This is a genomic window from Moorena sp. SIO3A2 (assembly GCF_010672265.1).
Taxonomy (GTDB): Bacteria; Cyanobacteriota; Cyanobacteriia; order Cyanobacteriales; family Coleofasciculaceae; genus Moorena; species Moorena producens.
Genome location: NZ_JAAHHC010000006.1, coordinates 310,972 through 328,054, shown reverse-complemented (window position 1 = coordinate 328,054; position 17,083 = coordinate 310,972). Strand labels below are relative to the sequence as shown.

Annotated in this window: 24 protein-coding genes and 2 pseudogenes; 12 read left to right on the top strand and 14 right to left on the bottom strand. The window is 42.9% G+C overall.

Annotated features, from left to right (window positions below; all coding sequences use genetic code 11):
• Positions 1 to 37 precede the first annotated feature (37 nt).
• Positions 38 to 133, bottom strand: a complete 96-nt coding sequence (gene psaM, locus F6K64_RS09270; protein ID WP_071986952.1) for a photosystem I reaction center subunit XII — start codon at positions 131 to 133, stop codon at positions 38 to 40.
• Between the two features lie 373 nt (positions 134 to 506).
• Here psaM and F6K64_RS09265 point away from each other — a divergent pair, with 373 nt between their 5' ends.
• Positions 507 to 1,265, top strand: a complete 759-nt coding sequence (locus F6K64_RS09265) for a TerC family protein (protein WP_008188702.1) — start codon at positions 507 to 509, stop codon at positions 1,263 to 1,265.
• 111 nt (positions 1,266 to 1,376) lie between these two features.
• Here the strand turns inward: F6K64_RS09265 and ndk are convergent, their stop codons facing one another.
• The 7 genes from ndk to F6K64_RS09230 form a co-directional block, all read right to left on the bottom strand.
• Positions 1,377 to 1,826: a nucleoside-diphosphate kinase gene (ndk, locus tag F6K64_RS09260; RefSeq protein WP_044494944.1), complete on the bottom strand. Its 450-nt coding sequence runs from the start codon at positions 1,824 to 1,826 to the stop codon at positions 1,377 to 1,379.
• A 77-nt stretch (positions 1,827 to 1,903) separates the two neighbouring features.
• Positions 1,904 to 2,950 carry a D-alanine--D-alanine ligase family protein gene (locus tag F6K64_RS09255; RefSeq protein ID WP_008188688.1) on the bottom strand — a complete coding sequence of 349 codons (1,047 nt, stop codon included), beginning with the start codon at positions 2,948 to 2,950 and terminating at the stop codon, positions 1,904 to 1,906.
• A gap of 16 nt (positions 2,951 to 2,966) precedes the next feature.
• Positions 2,967 to 3,689: a hypothetical protein gene (locus F6K64_RS09250; protein ID WP_008188687.1), complete on the bottom strand. Its 723-nt coding sequence runs from the start codon at positions 3,687 to 3,689 to the stop codon at positions 2,967 to 2,969.
• A 53-nt stretch (positions 3,690 to 3,742) separates the two neighbouring features.
• Positions 3,743 to 4,795 (bottom strand): filament morphology actin-like protein FcmB, encoded by a 1,053-nt coding sequence (gene fcmB / locus F6K64_RS09245; protein ID WP_008188684.1) that lies wholly within the window; start codon positions 4,793 to 4,795, stop codon positions 3,743 to 3,745.
• A 234-nt stretch (positions 4,796 to 5,029) separates the two neighbouring features.
• Positions 5,030 to 5,554, bottom strand: coding sequence for a CHAT domain-containing protein (locus F6K64_RS09240; protein WP_287265333.1), 525 nt, complete (start codon positions 5,552 to 5,554; stop codon positions 5,030 to 5,032).
• 26 nt (positions 5,555 to 5,580) lie between these two features.
• Positions 5,581 to 5,754, bottom strand: a complete 174-nt coding sequence (locus F6K64_RS09235) for a hypothetical protein (protein ID WP_287265331.1) — start codon at positions 5,752 to 5,754, stop codon at positions 5,581 to 5,583.
• Between the two features lie 54 nt (positions 5,755 to 5,808).
• Positions 5,809 to 7,026, bottom strand: coding sequence for a tetratricopeptide repeat protein (locus F6K64_RS09230; RefSeq protein WP_287265330.1), 1,218 nt, complete (start codon positions 7,024 to 7,026; stop codon positions 5,809 to 5,811).
• Between the two features lie 349 nt (positions 7,027 to 7,375).
• Here F6K64_RS09230 and F6K64_RS09225 point away from each other — a divergent pair, with 349 nt between their 5' ends.
• On the top strand, positions 7,376 to 7,540 hold the full coding sequence (locus F6K64_RS09225; protein WP_008188677.1) for a hypothetical protein: 165 nt from the start codon (positions 7,376 to 7,378) through the stop codon (positions 7,538 to 7,540).
• A gap of 4 nt (positions 7,541 to 7,544) precedes the next feature.
• Here the strand turns inward: F6K64_RS09225 and F6K64_RS09220 are convergent, their stop codons facing one another.
• The gene (locus F6K64_RS09220) at positions 7,545 to 7,745 is read right to left on the bottom strand and encodes a hypothetical protein (protein ID WP_008188675.1); all 201 of its coding nucleotides are present in this window, start codon (positions 7,743 to 7,745) and stop codon (positions 7,545 to 7,547) included.
• Positions 7,746 to 7,878: 133 nt separating this feature from the next.
• On the opposite strand from F6K64_RS09220, the gene F6K64_RS09215 reads away from it, so the two are divergent.
• The 3 genes and pseudogenes from F6K64_RS09215 to F6K64_RS09205 all read left to right on the top strand — a co-directional run bounded on the left by F6K64_RS09215 (position 7,879) and on the right by F6K64_RS09205 (position 9,670).
• Positions 7,879 to 8,118, top strand: a complete 240-nt coding sequence (locus F6K64_RS09215) for a hypothetical protein (protein WP_287265328.1) — start codon at positions 7,879 to 7,881, stop codon at positions 8,116 to 8,118.
• Positions 8,119 to 8,186: 68 nt separating this feature from the next.
• Positions 8,187 to 8,456, top strand: a complete 270-nt coding sequence (locus F6K64_RS09210) for a hypothetical protein (RefSeq protein WP_287265327.1) — start codon at positions 8,187 to 8,189, stop codon at positions 8,454 to 8,456.
• A 395-nt stretch (positions 8,457 to 8,851) separates the two neighbouring features.
• Positions 8,852 to 9,670: pseudogene (locus tag F6K64_RS09205) on the top strand (IS5 family transposase).
• Positions 9,671 to 9,761: 91 nt separating this feature from the next.
• Here the strand turns inward: F6K64_RS09205 and F6K64_RS09200 are convergent.
• A complete protein-coding gene (locus tag F6K64_RS09200; protein WP_287262761.1) occupies positions 9,762 to 10,256 on the bottom strand; it encodes a hypothetical protein in 495 nt (164 codons plus the stop codon).
• Positions 10,257 to 10,325: 69 nt separating this feature from the next.
• On the opposite strand from F6K64_RS09200, the gene F6K64_RS09195 reads away from it, so the two are divergent.
• Complete coding sequence (locus F6K64_RS09195; RefSeq protein WP_008180453.1) at positions 10,326 to 10,463, top strand: hypothetical protein; 138 nt, start codon at positions 10,326 to 10,328, stop codon at positions 10,461 to 10,463.
• On the opposite strand, the pseudogene F6K64_RS09190 reads toward F6K64_RS09195, so the two are convergent.
• The 3 genes and pseudogenes from F6K64_RS09190 to F6K64_RS38815 form a co-directional block, all read right to left on the bottom strand.
• Positions 10,464 to 10,783: pseudogene (locus tag F6K64_RS09190) on the bottom strand (IS1 family transposase); the annotation flags it as partial. It lies immediately after the preceding gene.
• Positions 10,777 to 10,899: a hypothetical protein gene (locus tag F6K64_RS09185; protein ID WP_267871994.1), complete on the bottom strand. Its 123-nt coding sequence runs from the start codon at positions 10,897 to 10,899 to the stop codon at positions 10,777 to 10,779. The gene F6K64_RS09185 and the pseudogene F6K64_RS09190, both read right to left, overlap by 7 nt.
• A gap of 345 nt (positions 10,900 to 11,244) precedes the next feature.
• On the bottom strand, positions 11,245 to 11,433 hold the full coding sequence (locus F6K64_RS38815) for an IS1/IS1595 family N-terminal zinc-binding domain-containing protein (RefSeq protein ID WP_438941757.1): 189 nt from the start codon (positions 11,431 to 11,433) through the stop codon (positions 11,245 to 11,247).
• A 481-nt stretch (positions 11,434 to 11,914) separates the two neighbouring features.
• On the opposite strand from F6K64_RS38815, the gene F6K64_RS09180 reads away from it, so the two are divergent.
• From F6K64_RS09180 to F6K64_RS09160, 6 genes are all read left to right on the top strand, one after another.
• On the top strand, positions 11,915 to 12,775 hold the full coding sequence (locus tag F6K64_RS09180; protein ID WP_008180456.1) for an ISAs1 family transposase: 861 nt from the start codon (positions 11,915 to 11,917) through the stop codon (positions 12,773 to 12,775).
• Between the two features lie 2 nt (positions 12,776 to 12,777).
• Complete coding sequence (locus F6K64_RS38155; protein ID WP_008180458.1) at positions 12,778 to 13,116, top strand: ISAs1 family transposase; 339 nt, start codon at positions 12,778 to 12,780, stop codon at positions 13,114 to 13,116.
• Positions 13,117 to 13,651: 535 nt separating this feature from the next.
• A complete protein-coding gene (locus tag F6K64_RS09175) occupies positions 13,652 to 14,068 on the top strand; it encodes a helix-turn-helix domain-containing protein (RefSeq protein WP_008180461.1) in 417 nt (138 codons plus the stop codon).
• Entirely contained in the window at positions 14,056 to 14,181 is a 126-nt protein-coding gene (locus F6K64_RS09170; protein ID WP_267871993.1) for a hypothetical protein, read from the top strand. Before F6K64_RS09175 ends, F6K64_RS09170 begins: the two co-directional genes overlap by 13 nt.
• Positions 14,182 to 14,224: 43 nt before the next feature.
• Complete coding sequence (locus F6K64_RS09165; RefSeq protein ID WP_008180463.1) at positions 14,225 to 14,464, top strand: hypothetical protein; 240 nt, start codon at positions 14,225 to 14,227, stop codon at positions 14,462 to 14,464.
• A gap of 288 nt (positions 14,465 to 14,752) precedes the next feature.
• Positions 14,753 to 16,609, top strand: coding sequence for an ABC1 kinase family protein (locus F6K64_RS09160; protein ID WP_008180468.1), 1,857 nt, complete (start codon positions 14,753 to 14,755; stop codon positions 16,607 to 16,609).
• 183 nt (positions 16,610 to 16,792) lie between these two features.
• Here F6K64_RS09160 and F6K64_RS09155 read toward each other — a convergent pair whose 3' ends face one another.
• Positions 16,793 to 16,993 carry a hypothetical protein gene (locus tag F6K64_RS09155; RefSeq protein ID WP_131827001.1) on the bottom strand — a complete coding sequence of 67 codons (201 nt, stop codon included), beginning with the start codon at positions 16,991 to 16,993 and terminating at the stop codon, positions 16,793 to 16,795.
• Positions 16,994 to 17,083: the final 90 nt, after the last annotated feature.

Genomic DNA, 17,083 nt, shown 5'->3' with positions numbered 1-17,083 from the left:
CAGGCCGCTTAGGAGCAAGGCTTTGAGCTTCCCAGGATTATTTGTAAAGTTCCGTAGACAGCCGGAATGCTAGAAATCCCGGAATCAAAGCCAGGAATAGAGCTCCGATAACTTGGGCATCTGAAATAGGCATCGTATACAATCTCCTTTATTTGAGCGATATTCTATACCATTCACGGTGCGCTTGACCTAGGCAAATTTAATTCGCCACGGGTCGCACCGAAGCCAACTAATTGGGCTAGTTCTGGAATTTTATCACAATCACTGGTCAAATCCAGATAATAGAATCCTTTTAGCTTGGGTTGATCTCAAATTGCGATCACAGCTATTACCTTGATCTTGCTGAAGGTTCGGTGTGGGCGTTGGAACCTCCCTGGGGTCGCAGCGCACTTTAATTATGATTAAATGTTAAGATTAATTAAATTAGATATCAAAGTTTTAGCAATTTAGGCGATTAAGTCTATTACATAGACTAAGTTAACCTTTTAAGACATTAATAATTTTTAATGCTAGACCAAATTCTTAACTCATCGTTTAATGTGGGGCTTGAGGGTCCTGTGGTTTTGTTGATTCTGGTGGCACTAGAAGCTGTACTGTCTGCTGATAATGCGATCGCGTTAGCTGCGATCTCCCAAGGCTTAGAAACCAAACAACTTCAACGCCATGCTCTTAACTTGGGCTTAGCAGTTGCCTATGTCCTACGAATCAGTTTGATTTTTACAGCCACTTGGGTAGTGCAGTTTTGGCAGTTTGAGTTATTGGGAGCAGCCTATCTGCTCTGGTTGGTCTTTGAGTATTTCACCTCTGATGAAGATGAACAACATCACCATCATGGCCCGAAGTTTACTTCTCTATGGCAGGCAATTCCCCTAATTGCTGTTACGGATTTAGCTTTTTCCTTGGATAGTGTCACGACAGCGATCGCAATTTCTGACCAGACCTGGCTGGTTATTGCTGGTGGCACCATTGGGGTAATTACCCTGCGCTTCATGGCGGGCTTATTTATTCGTTGGTTGAAAGAGTATGTCTATCTGGAGGATGCTGGCTACATCACCGTGGGCTTTGTGGGATTGCGGCTGTTGGTCAGAGCGATTAAACCGGAATTAGTGCCACCGGAATGGTTAATGATTGCTGCTATTGCCCTAGTGTTCATGTGGGGATTTTCTGAAAAGTCTAAGACCCCAGACCTGGAGCCAATTCCTGTGGAAAACCAAGGGCAACCGGCTTTGGGGAAAGAGCAAACCGCAAAAGAAGCTAGTCGCTAAAGGCTTTTCACAAGAGCCGGGAAGAATTCCCCCATCTCCCAATCAATGATACCAACGCTCACCAAACATGGGTAGAGCGTTGGACTTCCGGTCTAAAGGTTCATGTTACTATTACTCGTAAAGCCAAGGGGTTATGGTTGGTTGCCAGCTAACTAGCTCTTCTTCCTTAAACCAGAGACTAATCTCGTTCTGCGCTGTCTCAATGGCATCTGAGCCATGGATAAGATTGCGACCTGTGTCTAAGCCATAATCGCCCCGAATGGTTCCTGGTTCAGCCTCCAGAGGTTTGGTAGCACCAATTATCTTTCTTGCGGAAGCCACTACTCCATTTCCTTCCCAGACCATTGCTACTACGGGACCAGAGATGATGAATTCGATTAGTTTGGGAAAGAAAGGTCTCTCTTTGTGAACAGCGTAATGCTGTTCGGCAAGTTCACGGCTGACGTTCATCAGCTTCAGCCCAACTAAGGTAAAACCTTTTGTCTCAAAACGCTGGATGATTTGACCAACAAGATTCCGTTGTACACCATCCGGCTTAACCATCAGAAATGTCCGTTCCAAGTTTATCTCCTCAAATTGTTTAACTCAGCTCAATCTTCGGCATAGCCTTTCCCATGATATTCCCTTCGGACTAAGATTCAAGCCCGCCCTATTGCTAGTTGAATTAACTGATCCACCAATTCTGGAAAAGAAACACCTGTAGCTGCCCACAGTTGGGGATACATACTGGTTGCTGTAAAACCTGGTAAGGTGTTAATCTCGTTGATGAAGATTTCCCTAGTGGCTTCGACATAAAAGAAGTCTACCCGTCCTAAACCAGCCCCATCAACGGCAGTAAACGCCTGGATTGCCATTTCCTGAATCTGGGTAATGACGTCAGTGGGCAAGGGAGCGGGGATTAACAAGTCCGCTTGACCCTGAGTGTATTTGGTTTCGTAGTCATAGAAATCACTCTCATAGGTAATTTCACCAACTACTGAGGCTTTGGGATGATCGTTCCCTAGTACAGCACACTCTACTTCTCGCCCTACTACTCCTTCTTCTACAATCAACCTGCGGTCATAACTAGCAGCCTTATCTAAGGCCGCTTCTAATTCAGAACGCGATCGCACTTTGGCAATCCCGACCGATGAGCCTAAATTAGCTGGTTTGACAAAGTAGGGATAGTTTAAGGTTTCTTCAATTTGGTCACAGAGTTTGGTAAATACACAGGGATCGGACCAAACTTGCGATCGCAAAACTTCCATGTATTTGACTTGGGGTAATCCCGCTTGGGCATATACTGTTTTCATTACCAGCTTGTCCATGCCTACAGCTGAACCCAGAACACCACTACCCACAAAGGGAACTCCCATCAGCTTTAGTAATCCCTGAACTGTGCCATCTTCCCCATTGGGACCATGGAGGATGGGAAACCAGACATCTACCTCACTGACAACGGCAGGAAATTGCCAGACATTACCGCTAGGAGCAGATTCCAGGGGTGTTCCCGAGTCTAAAACCTGTGCGATAGTTTCGACCGCTGTCCAGATGCCATTTTTTTGAATGTACACTGGCACCACTTCGTACTTAGAGGCATTTTCGTCGGCACATAGAGCGTTTGCGATCGCTCTTGCAGAACTAATGGAAACTTCGTGTTCTCCTGAGACACCACCAAACAGCAGTCCAACTGTGCGTTTTGTCATAGCACTATAAAGTTAATTAAAAATCCTCTAATAAAGAACCCAAGCGACTTAGTAACGGATCAGATTGATCAGCCTCTTTTTCCAATCCTGCTTTAGCCGTCCCATCTGAGTCTCTAGTCGCTTTTGCTGTGGATGCCTGTGCTGTTAAGCCAGACACATCCGTCGTACTAAAATTCGACAGCACCGTTTCTACACCAGCAACTTGCTGTTTTAAGTGTTCGAGTTGTTGATGAGAACGGTCATCGACTTGCTTGACCTGTTGGATTAAGGCCGTCAATTGATCATCAAGTTGGTCAGAGGATTCTTCAGTAGATATAACTTGCTCTAATTTCCCAAGCTGCTGTTGTAACTGGGTCAATTGTTCAGTTGTATTAGAGTCTATTTCCTCAATTCGTTGAGTCAGATCACTTAGCTGATTATTGACTTGGCTAGGACTCTGAACCGATAACGCCTGTACCACTTCAGTTAATTGCTGCTGCAGTTGGGTTAGCTTGTCTTCAAGATTTCCAACACCGGTTGTTTCCTCGGTTGTTTCTTTGGTTGTTTCCTGGGAGGATTTCTTTTCCTCAGAGGACTCTGGTTTCAACAGAAACTCTTGGAGAGCTTGCTTGCACAACATGCTAAAGCTAGGATACTGACCCTTAGCTAGTTCTTTCTCCACTACCTTTAGTAGGGCTTGATCCTCCCGGTTAGCGGTAAATGCTACTGTTTTATTTACTTTTTTTGCTATAGGTGCCATGGGAATTATGCCTATAATCTTATCGGATAATTACAATACAATTTATCTACAAGTTATCGAGATGCTGACTGCTTCTGCACCTCTCCATAAATGTATTGTCCCAAAGCATTCGCTTTTCGAGAGGGTTGAGCTAAGTAACCCTTGAGTCTAGCTTCTTTGAAGATAAGTTGAAGATCATTCCAGAAGAATTGTCCACCACCACCCGTCACCACTACGTCTGTGGTGCGTTCTGGTAGCCAAGCGAGCAAACGATCAGACAGTTCACGGGCAAAACTTTTGCGCAAACTCGGTATAATTTCGTCGAGGTCTGTGGGCTGAGCAGCACCTTTAGGACGATAGAAGCGCTCTCCTTCTGGACGATTAACCGCTTTGATTAATAGCAAAGATTGACTGTCAGCTCCCTGAATTTGGGCAGCTAATTGATCATAAAACTCATTCATGGCAAATGCTTCACTCTGAGATGCTCCTCGGGCAAATCGGAACGAATCTGCCATGATAAAGTCAGTGGTTTGGTGGCCAATATCCACAACGGCGACGGAACGGTCATGTAATCCGCCATCGGATGGATCGTTTTCCTGAACTTCAACCCAGATCAAACTACCATAGCCCTCTGGTATCACCCAAACTTTTTTAATCGTAATCGACACTGGTTCCCCTCTGTAGTACATGACATGAGGTGAAGCCAGGATACCAATTAATTCCTCTTTTTCACGCTCAAACTGCTCTTGGGAATGGTAGGGCAATCCCATGATAATTGCCAAGTCACCTTGAAGCTCGAAATGTCCTACGCAGGCAAAGACTTTTATCAAGGCATCTTCTACTTTCGATTGACCAACACCCAAGTTAGCTCCGAAGTCAGCAGCTAGTTGTCCAATGGCGTATCCTTTGCCTTGATACTCGAGCCAAATATCTAATAGAGGGTCACCCAGTCGAGCTTCAAACCCACCCCGACGCACTTGCTCAACGGTGAGATGGGCAACGTTGGCAGGAATTAGCACTACACCATCGGGGTAACGGCTGATACAAGCTTTAGTAGAGGTGCGACCTAAGTCAATGCTGAGAATAGGAACTTTGTTCACGAGGGTAGCAAGCTGTTTAGCAGTCATTCGTAGTATATAGCAGTTTGTTTAACTCAACTCACAAAAAATAGTCCGATGTTTGGAAGCCCCGTCTAGGCAAGAGCGGGGTGCGGACAATGATCAGGCTGTTTGCGATCGCTCTGGCACCAATGGCCAAAAATCAGTATACTAGGTCGGTTATAGACGCAGGTTCACTCAAGTCTGTCGGACACCTAAGATTACCAAAAAATTTGGGTTTAAAGCCCCGTCCTTATGGGAGTGTCAAAACCAATTTCCAATTACTAGATAAGGTGCCCAATAGGCGGGGCGAGCATATTGTCCTCCTGCTTCCAGTAAAGCGATTTGAGCAGCACGAAGCGCTTGGGCTTTGTTTAAGTTTGATTGTCGCAAACCCTGGTCAAATTGGGCAGCAATTTGGGCAGTAATTTGATCATTAATGAACCAAAGCGAGGCTAAAGCACTTCTGGCTCCTGCTTGAACAGCTACACCGGCTAAACCTAATGCTGCTCGGTCATCACCAGTGGCGGTTCGACAGGCAGTCAGGGATAGTAACTCCACTGGTTCAGTAGTACTAGCTACACTGCGAATTACCCGATCTAATTCATCAATGGTGAGTTGATTATTTTCCCCAGTGACTAGGAAAGTATCTTCGGGTTCAGTGCCGAATTCACCATGAGTAGCTATGTGAATAATCGGGTAAACCGTTGTGCCTAATTCTTGTTGTAGGCGATCGCGGGGAAATTCCTCATCTAGTAGCTGTTTGCTCTCTGGTATGGTTTGTGTCACTGCCTTAACTTCTCTGGAGACATTGCTCAAGGCTTCAAATTCACGACATCTCGACTGGCGGTTAGGATATCGCTACGGATTGTTTCGAGAGTAGCGATCGCGTTTTCATAGGCTCGAATTGCCTCAGTTACTTTCCCCTGCTCCTTAAAAATTCGTGCTGTTTGCCACTCCCACAAGTACAGACTATCCTGGGCGAGCAAGTTTTGCTCAGCTGCTAGTCTAGCCTGTTGGCTTAACTCTAACGCTTTGCTATACTAGCCACGACACTCATAGATATGACCCAGTTCCCCTAGGGCAAAGGATTGGGAGCGATGGTCATTAATCCGTTGCGCTATTGAAACGGCTTGAGCCAGGAGTGCAGTAGCCTGGGGTTCTAGTTTGGGCTGATAGCATCGCATCCAGGGACTGGTTTCATGAGCCGGAGCAATTGGTTGCAACAGGTTAGCTAACTCAATGGCAGCATAAACCTTATCCTGGGAATCTGGTAGACTGTCCAAGAGGGAGTAGGCTTTTTGCCCTTCGTTTTGCCATTGCATAACACTAGCGCTATTTTTATCGAGGCGGTAGTACAAGGGAATCTGATTAAGCCTTGCCCGCATTTGACCAGATTGGTCGTTTTGAGTAATAGCAAAGTCGAGGCTTTTATGAAAATACTTTAGTGCTTCGCTATCGTTATTTTTAGCTTTTGCTTCGAGTTCCAAAGCCTTTCTTGTGTAGCCGATTTTTTCAGCAGAATCTGCTCGACGATAGCTCAGCTGAGCTTTGCTACTGTAGGCATTACCTAAACTATTCAAGGCTGAGGATTGATAGGGAAGGTGGTCAATGTCTTGGGCAATCGTTAAGCTCTTTTGGAGATAGTTAATGGCTAGATCGTATTTGCCCCTGAGCCGATAAGCATCCCCTAAACTCCCCAAAGCCGCAGCAACTCCCAGTTGGTCTTGATGGGTGTGAGCCAGTTGTAAAGCACTTTCTGGCACACAGGGTTTATCGTGGGGATTATCATAATTAATGGTACCACATAATAATGCGATCGCTTTTTGATTTTGCCCCAATTTACTATAAGCTTGAGCCAGTTCGGTAAGCATCCGCCCTACCTGTTGTAAATCCCCCAGTTGCTGATAATTAGTGATGACTTGTTCCCAGTAGTTAATGGCTTGGTCGATTTGACCAATTTGCTGATAAGCTCTCGCTAGGTTTTCTAGAACAATAGTTTGGTTAGGGCGGTTGTTGGTTTGTTGATAAGTAGTCAGCGCAGTTTGCCAATACTCTATAGCGCTAGTAAAATTTCCCAGTTGGTAGTGTTCCACCCCTTGTTGGACAAGTTGGCTAGCATCAGGAGATTGAGCTGTGGCTGGGTTTCCCACTTGCAGTTGCCAGGTGGTAGCGGGAAGATCACCCAGCCACAGGGTAATGGTGAGGCTGGAGAGGAAAAGAAGTCCTAGAACGGTTCGGACACTGGATTGGCGGCTCATGGGAGAATGCCAGTTGCAGATTTAAATGATAGCAAAGGGAGCAGGGAGTCTGAAGTCTGAAGTCAGAAGTCTGAAGTCGGGAGTCGGGAGTCGGGAGTCGGGAGTCGGGAGTCGGGAGTCGGGAGTCGGGGGTAGGTTTTTACATTTAGGGTCAAAGGGGGAGTGTGGGATTCTTAATTCTCAATTCTTAATTCTCAATTCTTAATTCTTAATTCTTAATTCTCAATTCTCAATTCTCAATTCTCAATTCCCGATTCCCGATTCCCGATTCCCGATTCCCAATTCCCGATTCCCGATTCCCGATTCTTAATTCCAAAAAAAAATAGCCGTAGAAATACTATCCACGGCTATGGCAATCACATATGTCAGAAATTGCGATGCAGCGCGGTCTTGGGGAGCCAGTGCGGTCTTGGGGGTTCCCCCCATGAGCAACTGGCGTGGTTTCCCCCATGAGCGACTGCATCAAGACTCCGAAACCCAAGGCCACCGGGGGGAAAACCCCCCAGAAATTTAAGGTGTTATGGCAACAACCAATACTTGATCATAGTAGTCATTACTTCTCCTGGAATATCGGTCGGTTCTAGAGGTGTCCACTCGGCAATCTCCGCATAACCTAGGGAATAAAGCATGTGCATACTATTTATTACTGATTCACGAGGACCTTTGAGAGTGTGCTGAGTCGGTTTTTTCTTGAAATTGCGAGTAAATTTTTCTGACATTGTGAAAACGTTCAATGGGTTTATATTGATTATGGTAATGATTATAGTTTTGTTTGTCAAGGGTTTTAAAAATGTTTTATAGAATGTAGAATGTAGAATGTAGAATTTAGAATTAAGACTTTAAAAGTCAGCATTGCCTATTGCCTATTGCCTATTGCCTATTGCCTATTGCCTATTGCCTATTGCCTATTGCCTATTGCCTATTGCCTATTGCCTATTGCCTATTGCCTATTGCCTATTGCCTATTGCCTATTGCCTATTGCCTAACCGTGGCGAATTAAATTCGCCACGGTCAAGCGCACCTGAAGTAACTTATGGGCTGAAATTATTATCCAGTAAGGATTTAAGCTTGTATGTCACCCCCCCAGCGTGAGTAGGGAAAGTGCATCATTTCATAAGTAGGTCGTGCAAGAAAAAAGGAGGTATGTTACAAATTCTAAAGTGTTGCCGAAGAAAGGAGTCAGAGGTATGGGAGCCAGACTGAGAGTGTTTCTCACCCAAGAAGAAGAAAGAACGCTCACCGGAGTTGAGGAGGGCCACCACCGTCAGTTAACGATTCAAAGATTGGCCGTAGGCCACGCTACGCGATCGAGCAGAAGCGGTTCATTTAAGTCATCAAGGCGCTTTATGTTGAACAGATTTCCACTCACCTGCACTCGACAGCTAAAACGGTTAGGAAGACACGCTTTCGCCTGGAAAACGAAAAGGTAGGGTATACTACAGATTTTACATAGTTTTAACGTCGTTATGCTTAAGGGTACGCCCCCATGAAAGAAACAACCCCAGCAGCAATGCCTCCCTGTTTTAACAAAGGTGAGTGTAAGTTCGATGATTTATTGAGGAATTAGCCGAAGAAAAGAGAGTAAGGAAACTACATAGAGGGATTATTGGGAGAAAGTCAACGAAAAAATCTATCTCAGATAGCGAGAGACTCCGTAGAGGTAACTTACCACAGAATACACCATTTTCTGACCGAAGCACCTTGGGAGGCAGAGCAAATAAATGGACGTCGTTTAGAGCTGATTTCTAAAGGTAGTCTAAAGAAATGGACTACAACTGTGGTAGTCCTTGTAGATTATTACCTGGACTTCCTCTGGCATTTCTCCATGAGCCGCTTACCTAAGATTGCTAACCCCCATCGCCCAAACTATCCTAGTGACCTCAGTGATGCGGAATGGAGCATCATTGAACCCTACTTACCGAGTCCTAAAGGGTTCGGTCATCCCAGAACGGTTAATCTTCGTGAGATTCTTAACGGGATATTTTACGTACAACGCACGGGCTGTCAATGGGAAATGTTGCCTCATGATTTACCGCCCTATTCTACTGTCTATAAATACTTTCGCAAGTGGCAACCGCTTTGGCATATGGCAAGGGATTCATGACAAGTTACGAGGCCAGTTACGCACCGAATCAGGACGTGACGAACAATCAACGGTGGCGATAGCCGATTCTCAATCGGTGAAGACCACAGAAAAAAGGGGGATGTCTACGGCTATGACGGTGGCAAGAAGGTTAAAGGCCGTAAACGCCATATCGTCGTAGATTCGCCAGGTTTGCTGATTGGTATGTTAGTGACCGAAGCAAACATGTCAGAGCGATTGGGAGCTGTTGTTGTTTTTAATGAGTCGAAAGAAGCTCTCTCCAAGTTGAAAGTGGTTTGGGTGGATCAAGGGTATTCGGGAAAGAATTTTGCCCATGCGGTCAAACAAGTGTGTGGTGAGTCAGTGCAAGTAGAAGTCATAGAACGCAAGTCAAAGGAGTTTAAGATATTGCCAAAGCGTTGGATCGTGGAACGCACGTTTGGGTGGTTGAATCGATTTCGCCGTTTGAGTAAGGACTATGAACAGTATACACAGATGAGTGAGGCGATGATTTCTGGTTCTCTCATTCGCCTGATGACAAAACGACTAGCAACAGTTTAAGGTTCTGTTTAGAAATCAGCTCTTAGAGGTGATGAACAAATGTACTCAAACCAAATTAGCCAGGGGATTTAGTCTGTCAACGGTAGGACGACTATTCCCAGGTAATTTCTGGTATTTGCTCGCAAAAGCTGTAAGTGTATCCATCTTTTCTGTGGACTCTTATCAGGTTTTTGACGTGCAAGCTTATTGCCTTTTTCCCCGGGACTGTGTAATTGAAAGAGTTACTTTTGCTTATGGGGTTAACTCTTCCGAACTCCCCAGTCAGGAGGTTTTTGGCTATATCTCCACTACACCAACCTTTGTTCGCGCAGCGTGGCCTACGGCCAATCGGCTTTAATGGGTTGTGTCTGATGGGATAGCCATACTTGTTGAGTGCTGCTTTTTGCCTACCTCCTTGGCCAAAACAAGTTACTAACAGTGGTTGGTTTGTCCTTAACTGCAAGGCTTCAATATCTCCGACACAGGCGGCATCAATCCAATGCTCCTTAGGAAAGCCCAGCTTAGTCCGGTTGTACTTGGTCTGCGCACCCGTTCCAGCAACCACGGGCTTTATCTTTTGAAGTACTTTCACTAACTTATTATACATCTCCATAATACTATAAAATTCTAAAAATAGAGTATAATGGACGTAAATATCCATAGATAAGCGGAAACAATGAGTAATTATACTTGGGATTATATTCAAAAACATCCTAAACAAACCAAAGTATTATTAGGAATTGATTATGATCAATTAACAAAACTGATAAAACAAGGAAAGTTTGGTAGTGATAAACATGTAGTGATGGCCTAATCAAACCGACAAACATTGATTATAGTGATGAATAAAATTCCAAATAGCTCCTAAGTGATTTTCTAATTTTTTTGAAAATGACAAAGTTTTTCTTACCAGACGACTAATCCTTTGTCTTAAGGTATTATTTAATCTTTCAATATGATTAGTTTTAGCAGTTTTTTTTGCTACTGGTTTGTGACGTTTTTGTGGTATTACTGTTTTATAAGCTTCCCAAAAATCTGTATAACACACAGCACATTGTCAGCTGGAGGGAAAGACTGCCATAATTTTTTTGCCGAGTATCGAGTACGATCACCAATATAAACTCCAATTATTTCTCTAGTTTTTTGTTCGCGTAGCGTGGCCAACGGCCATCAATTGCCAACCAAATCCATTGGAGACGAAACCTTAGAGAGGGTCGCCTTATTTCATATAACTTAAAACTCTTACCCATAACCTGTCCCTATAAAGGCCGGAGATGAAACCTTAGAATAAAGGAGCCTTAATCAATAAGTTTTAACCCTTTTATGTATAGCCGAGCAACCAGAAAGGCTCCTTTATTCTTACGGTAACTTCAAACCACTCTCTTACGGTAACTTCAAATGCTGATTATCTTTATTGTTAACAAAAGACCACATTTCATCACATTCTATGGTAATTTTACATGCATGGTTTTTCGGACACCTTGATTTTTCGGGGAGTTTCGGCATATTTTTTATTAACATAATTTTGGAGCCATGTTTTTGAAACTCCAACTGATCGTGCAATGCCAGCTAAAGATATTTTTTCAAGCAAGAGGTCATCTATTATCTTTATTTTTTTTCGACAAGGGTATCGGCTTTTTTGTAGGATTTTTTATAAACTGCTTCTTACAGTTTTTACACAGGTATTTTGGCTTTTTATGATGAGTGCTGCCATTTTTAACTGTTCGCTCACAATTGCAGTAAGGGCAATTAGGTCGGGTTATTAAATCAGGTTTTGCATTCATTGTTTACCAGGAATTGTTTATCAAAAAAGCATTTTATTACTAATAAAAAAATAGCAGTTTCATAAGATTTATTCAATCAATATTTATAATAGATTATATAAGTATTGCTAATAAATTTACAGTCAACTGACTCTATTTTTGAGTAACAAATGTCTTATTTAGGCTAAAGTAAATGTTGTATCACTACATGTTTATCACCACCCTATTTTGAATAAAATGTACTTGACTTGAACCGAGTGAGTAGCTCTCGATTTTGGGTTCTTCCGAACCTGGTGTGCTGGATAAAACCCTGTAGCCCTAATCTGGTAATGGATGGCGAGATTTGAAGTCAGTTTTGAGCAGTTTTAGCCTAAAACACCGCGCAGCATAGGTTTGAGCGATCTTTTACAGACTAAGTTCCGAAGAACCCGATTTTGAGTCTAGACAACAACAAGGAAATCCAGGAGATTAGAGGAGAACCCTTTGAACGAGGCCAATCTTGATGTCCCAAGGTTTTGCTCCGATTACTTCTTCCTGGCCTTGCGCCACCACCAAAAAGCTCAAGGGAAGCATTATGGAAGAATTCATTGGCTTGGATGACCCACGAACGAAACGTCAACCTCAACATCTACTCATTGATATCCTGACAATAACGATACTGGCAGTCATAAGCGGCTCGGATTCCATGGTAGCAATAGAGACTTATGGCAAACGCAAGCAGAAGTGGTTAGAGACGTTTTTGGAGTTACCCTATGGGATTCCTTCCCATGAGACGTTTTCAAGAGTCTTGGCTCAGATCGACCCACAGCAGATGCGTGAATGTTTTTTATCGTGGGTTAGTCACTTGAGTAGAAAGCTTGCCATCAACCTGATCAGCATTGATGGTAAGACCTCGAGAGGTTCCTATGACCGAAATCAGGGAATCACAGCCTTACACACCATCACTGCATGGGCGAGTGAGCATCATCTGGTGTTAGCCCAACAAGCAGTGGAGCAGAAGTCCAATGAGATTACAGCTATCCCGGAACTATTACAGTTGCTAGATCTAACTGGAGCAATTATCACTATTGATGCGATGGGAGCACAAAAGAAGATAGCTGCCCAAATTGTGTCACAGGGTGGGGACTATGTTCTGATGCTCAAGGGTAATCAGGACAATCTTTACAAGGATGTCAAAGCCTTTTTCAAGCAAGCTCAAGCCTTCGATTGGCAAGGAATAGACTACAGCTACACCGAGACCACAGAGGCAGGCCATCATCCCATCGAACATCGTCAGGTTTGGGCAGTAGGTTTGGGCAGTGTCCATCAACCAATGTCCAGCGGTTTTGGGGTGCCCAACAGTGGAAAAGTTTCACGACAGTAGTCATGGTCAAACGAGAGCGACAACTGTGGAATAAAACAACCACACAGATCTGTTACTACATAACCAGTTTAGGAGCTTCGGCCTTAGTCTTGGCCGAAGCGATTCGCTCTCACTGGGGCATTGAAAATAGCTTGCATTGGGTGCTTGATATGACCTTCCATCAAGATGCTAGTCGGATTCGCACTGGACATGGGCCTGAGAATATGGCTGTATTACACCACTTGTGTATCAATTTACTCAACCAAGAACCCTCAAAACAGAGTCTGGCGATGAAACGCTATAGTGCTGCGTTAGATAATGACTATGCTCTGAGTGTTTTGTTGGGGCATGATGTTGTCTAGAGACTCCCAGAAATTGTTACTCCTTCAGAAGACAAAGGAGGAAAGCCTGATCAAGTTCATTACGGCCTATATTAATCACCCTTGAAGCCAGTCATAAATTTATAGCAGTCGCCAGGGCAGTTAGGACATGACAAAAGTCTCACACCCTTTGTAAGCGCAAGAGTTTGACTTCTGACAAATGACTTCTGACAAATGACTTCTGCTATAAATCAAAGGTGTGAAAATTGACTCTGGGTTTGGGATATAGCACCCTTGCCCATAAGTTAGGACATTTTTGAGGGCACCGGTCCGACCACTTCACCATTTTCTAGTCCTAACAAGCTCAAATAATGCTATATCTAGGAAGACTTAATTTAGCTGCGATTACCCTGGGGTTTATGGGTACAGCAAAAACAGCATCGAACTACAAACTGCTACAAAGATTCTTCCGAGACTTTGAGCTGGACTATACCAATCCTAAATGAATTTGGAGAAAAGAGTTCTGTAATGGGTTATAATTTAAAGTGTATTGGTGTAATGAATATATATTAATATTATGACCCTGGAAGAATTAATGGCCAGTAATCGGGATCCCATAGAACTCAAACGAGCAATAGCGATGAAGATGCGCCTTCAAGGTCTCAAGCATCGGGAAATTCAACCAGTATTGGGAGTTCAGTCAAGCTATATAAGTCGTTGGGAACGTCGCAATCGTGAGCAAGGAGTGAAAGGTTTAGAACTAGCCTATAAAGAGAGTTTAGGATATTTAAAGCACTCACAGTCAACAGAAGTAATCCAGCGGATTAAATCTAAAACCCAAACAACTGTATGGGAGGTAATGGACTACATCGAACAGAGTTATGGTGTAGTGTATTGCTCATTACAAAGCTATTACGAATTACTCAAAAAAGCTGGGATGAGTTGGCATAAAGGTAAAAAAGCGATGCAGAGGTGCGACCCGTGGCGAATTTAATTCGCCTACGGAAAACGCACCATTACGGTCTTGGGGGTTTCCCCCACTCGCTATTGCATCAAGACAAAGTCCCAGATAAAATAGCTCTGTGGTGGAGGAACAAAACCAGATGATCGCCGATTGGTTCCTCACCCATGATCAAGACATTAGTTAATCATGGTGAGCAAAAGGAATAGTGAGCAAAAGGAAGTTCACTGTCTCAGATTTGCTCCCTATGCACCAGGAGAAAATCCCATTGAAAATATTTGGGGGCATATCAAGCAACTTTTACGCCATATCCATCTATGGTGTCGCTCTTTCACCATTACAAATAAACTCTTTGAATTATTTATTGAGTATCATTTATTCACTATGCCTGATTTAAGTACTTATGAGGCTTTCTCTGATATCATTTAGGATTGGTATATAATGGTATCAACAGCACTAGGCACATATTTTTGCACCAGGTTATGTTTTTTTTTGAACTTTGAACTTTGTAATTTTCTGAATCTCCTTCAAGGAAAAATTGATATTATTATATCGTTGGTAATTATTTTGATGTTGATCAGTTTCTTTATTTATGTCTGCCAATACCGCAAACTCATCCAAGATGCACTGCAGTACTTTTTAAAGAGTAACAGTTTCAGTAGCGAAACTATCTGCCTAAAAATAGCTAGTTTTTGAGAAGACTACATTCAGGATTTCATGATAGTAAGACTACGAGATATCAATAATTATTATTTAAATTTATTTTTGGCTGCTTATAATATGATCAAGAAAAAAGATATTCCTACTCCTCTTATTGATAACAAACAACGAAAGCAAGTTAAAATAGCTGAAAATTTGGAAGTTCGTCGTTTTTCAACTCTCTACATTATCCAACGATTTATTATTTACTATTTAGGTATACAACGTCGCCGAATTACAAATAAGCCAGATATACAAAAGAATGCGAACGAGCTACGTCAGATATTTGAAGATTTGGGAGGCTTCTGGGTAAAAACGGGTCAGTTGTTAGCATTGCGGACCGATATTTTACCAGATGAGATTTGTGATCAGTTAATACGTCTTCAGTATGAAGCGATTGGATTCCCTATGGCTATAGTTAGATCAACAATTGAGTCAGAGCTAGGAGCACCCATGGAAAAAATATTTCAAGATTTTGATGAGACTCCTTTGGCAGCTGCATCAATTGGTCAGGTTCATAGAGCAACGTTGCGAAGTAAAAGAAAAAATGTTCCGGTAATCGTTAAAATTCAACGTCCAAATCTAGCAGAAGCATTCAAGCGAGATTTGGATTTAATTAAAGTCGTTGCCAAAGTTTTAATTTCTTTTAATTTTATGAGTTACCTACGTTTAGATGAAGCAGTATCGGAGTTAGATAAAATTTTTAATGAGGAATTAGATTATCGCTATGAAGCATCTAATACTCGTAATATGAGAAAAACACTAAAGCAGCATAAAATATATGTTCCAAAGATTTATAACAAATATTCTAAACGTCGAGTTTTAGTTATGGAATATATCGATGGAGTTCTTGCCTCTGATTATATTAAAGTATTGGCTAGGGATCCCGTCAGAGCCTCTCAATGGCAGGATGAAAATGACTTTGATCCTAAAAAAGCGGGTGAAACGATGTTTATTTCATTACTTCGACAAGTATTTGAAGATAACTTGTACCATGGAGATCTACATCCAGGCAATATTATTTTCTTGCGTCGGAGCAAAGTTGCATTCATTGACATGGGTAGCGTGGGATCCCTGGATAGGGAGTTGAGGGTAACTTATAATGAGTATACGAATGCATTGTCAGATGGAGATTTTGCCAAAGCGGCTAATTATATCTTGCGGTTGGCTGTTGATATTCCCAGAGTTAATGTACCTAGAGTCAGGGCAGAGATGTCGAGTGCTATAGAGGTTTGGTCCACCAAAGCCCAACTTAAAGGGATAGAGTATAAAGAAAAGTCTTTTGGTGGGGCAACCGCTGAAGTATCTAAAGTGATTGCCAGATATGGTATCCCAAGTAATTGGACTTTTCTCAAAGTGACTCGATCTTTTTTAACTCTAGATGGTGCACTGCAGTACCTATTACCTGAATTTGATTTCTTCAAGACATCTAGAAAATATAATCGCCAGTCAGATCGACGTGCTCTCAAACAAAGTTTAGAGCCAAAAAGTATTAGAACTTCGATTAACCAGTTCTTTGACACTATTAGCGAGTACAATAACCTGATTTTACCTGAGTTGCGACAACGAACCATCGCATTTGAGTTAACCAGTAATATTTTTGCACTGTTACTGGTAGTAGGTTTTCAATCTCTCGCCTATTTACTCCTAATAACTGAACCAGTTGTAGTTTATAGTTTCCTTTATCAACATTATTTTAAAGCGATTGAACCTATTCATACTCAACTGGCTGACGAGTTTGTTCAACAAATTCCCCATCTTCCATATCTGCAATGGATTGGTATTTTTATACTGATTGGCCTCAGTGCTAGAGTACTGCTTGCGGGAGCAAAAATTCTGGAGCGTAAAGACTTTCCTCAATCGGTAAGGGGGTAGTTAAAATGTAAGGATTCAGGTCTGGCGTCATCAAGTTATTAGGGGATGAAAGGCTTCGTCCCCAATGAATGCACCGAATACCTTGATTGTTCGGCCTTTGGCTTGTAAGCATTCAGCCATCAGCCGTCAGCAGTCAGCCTAAGGCTCACGCTGCTTGAGGTGCTTATTTTATTCAAAAGCACCTCAAGGAGATTCATCTACATGCACCATTAGCTGTCCTTTCATCCATTCCCGCAAGCGGTCAACGCTACCTTTGACCGCTTCTGCCATTCTGGCATTGGTAGCGACCAAAGTTCCCACTCCTACTTCAATGGCACCCAGTTCCCGCAGCAGTTCTTGCTGCAACTCAATCGGAAAGATGCCCGTAGTGCGTTCGCACCTCAAGCAGCGTCGGCAAAGCCTAAAGCGTGACCAAAGGTCAATCGCGTTTTAGTTGATACCTCGACAAACAGTGCGTTCGCACCTCAAGCAGCG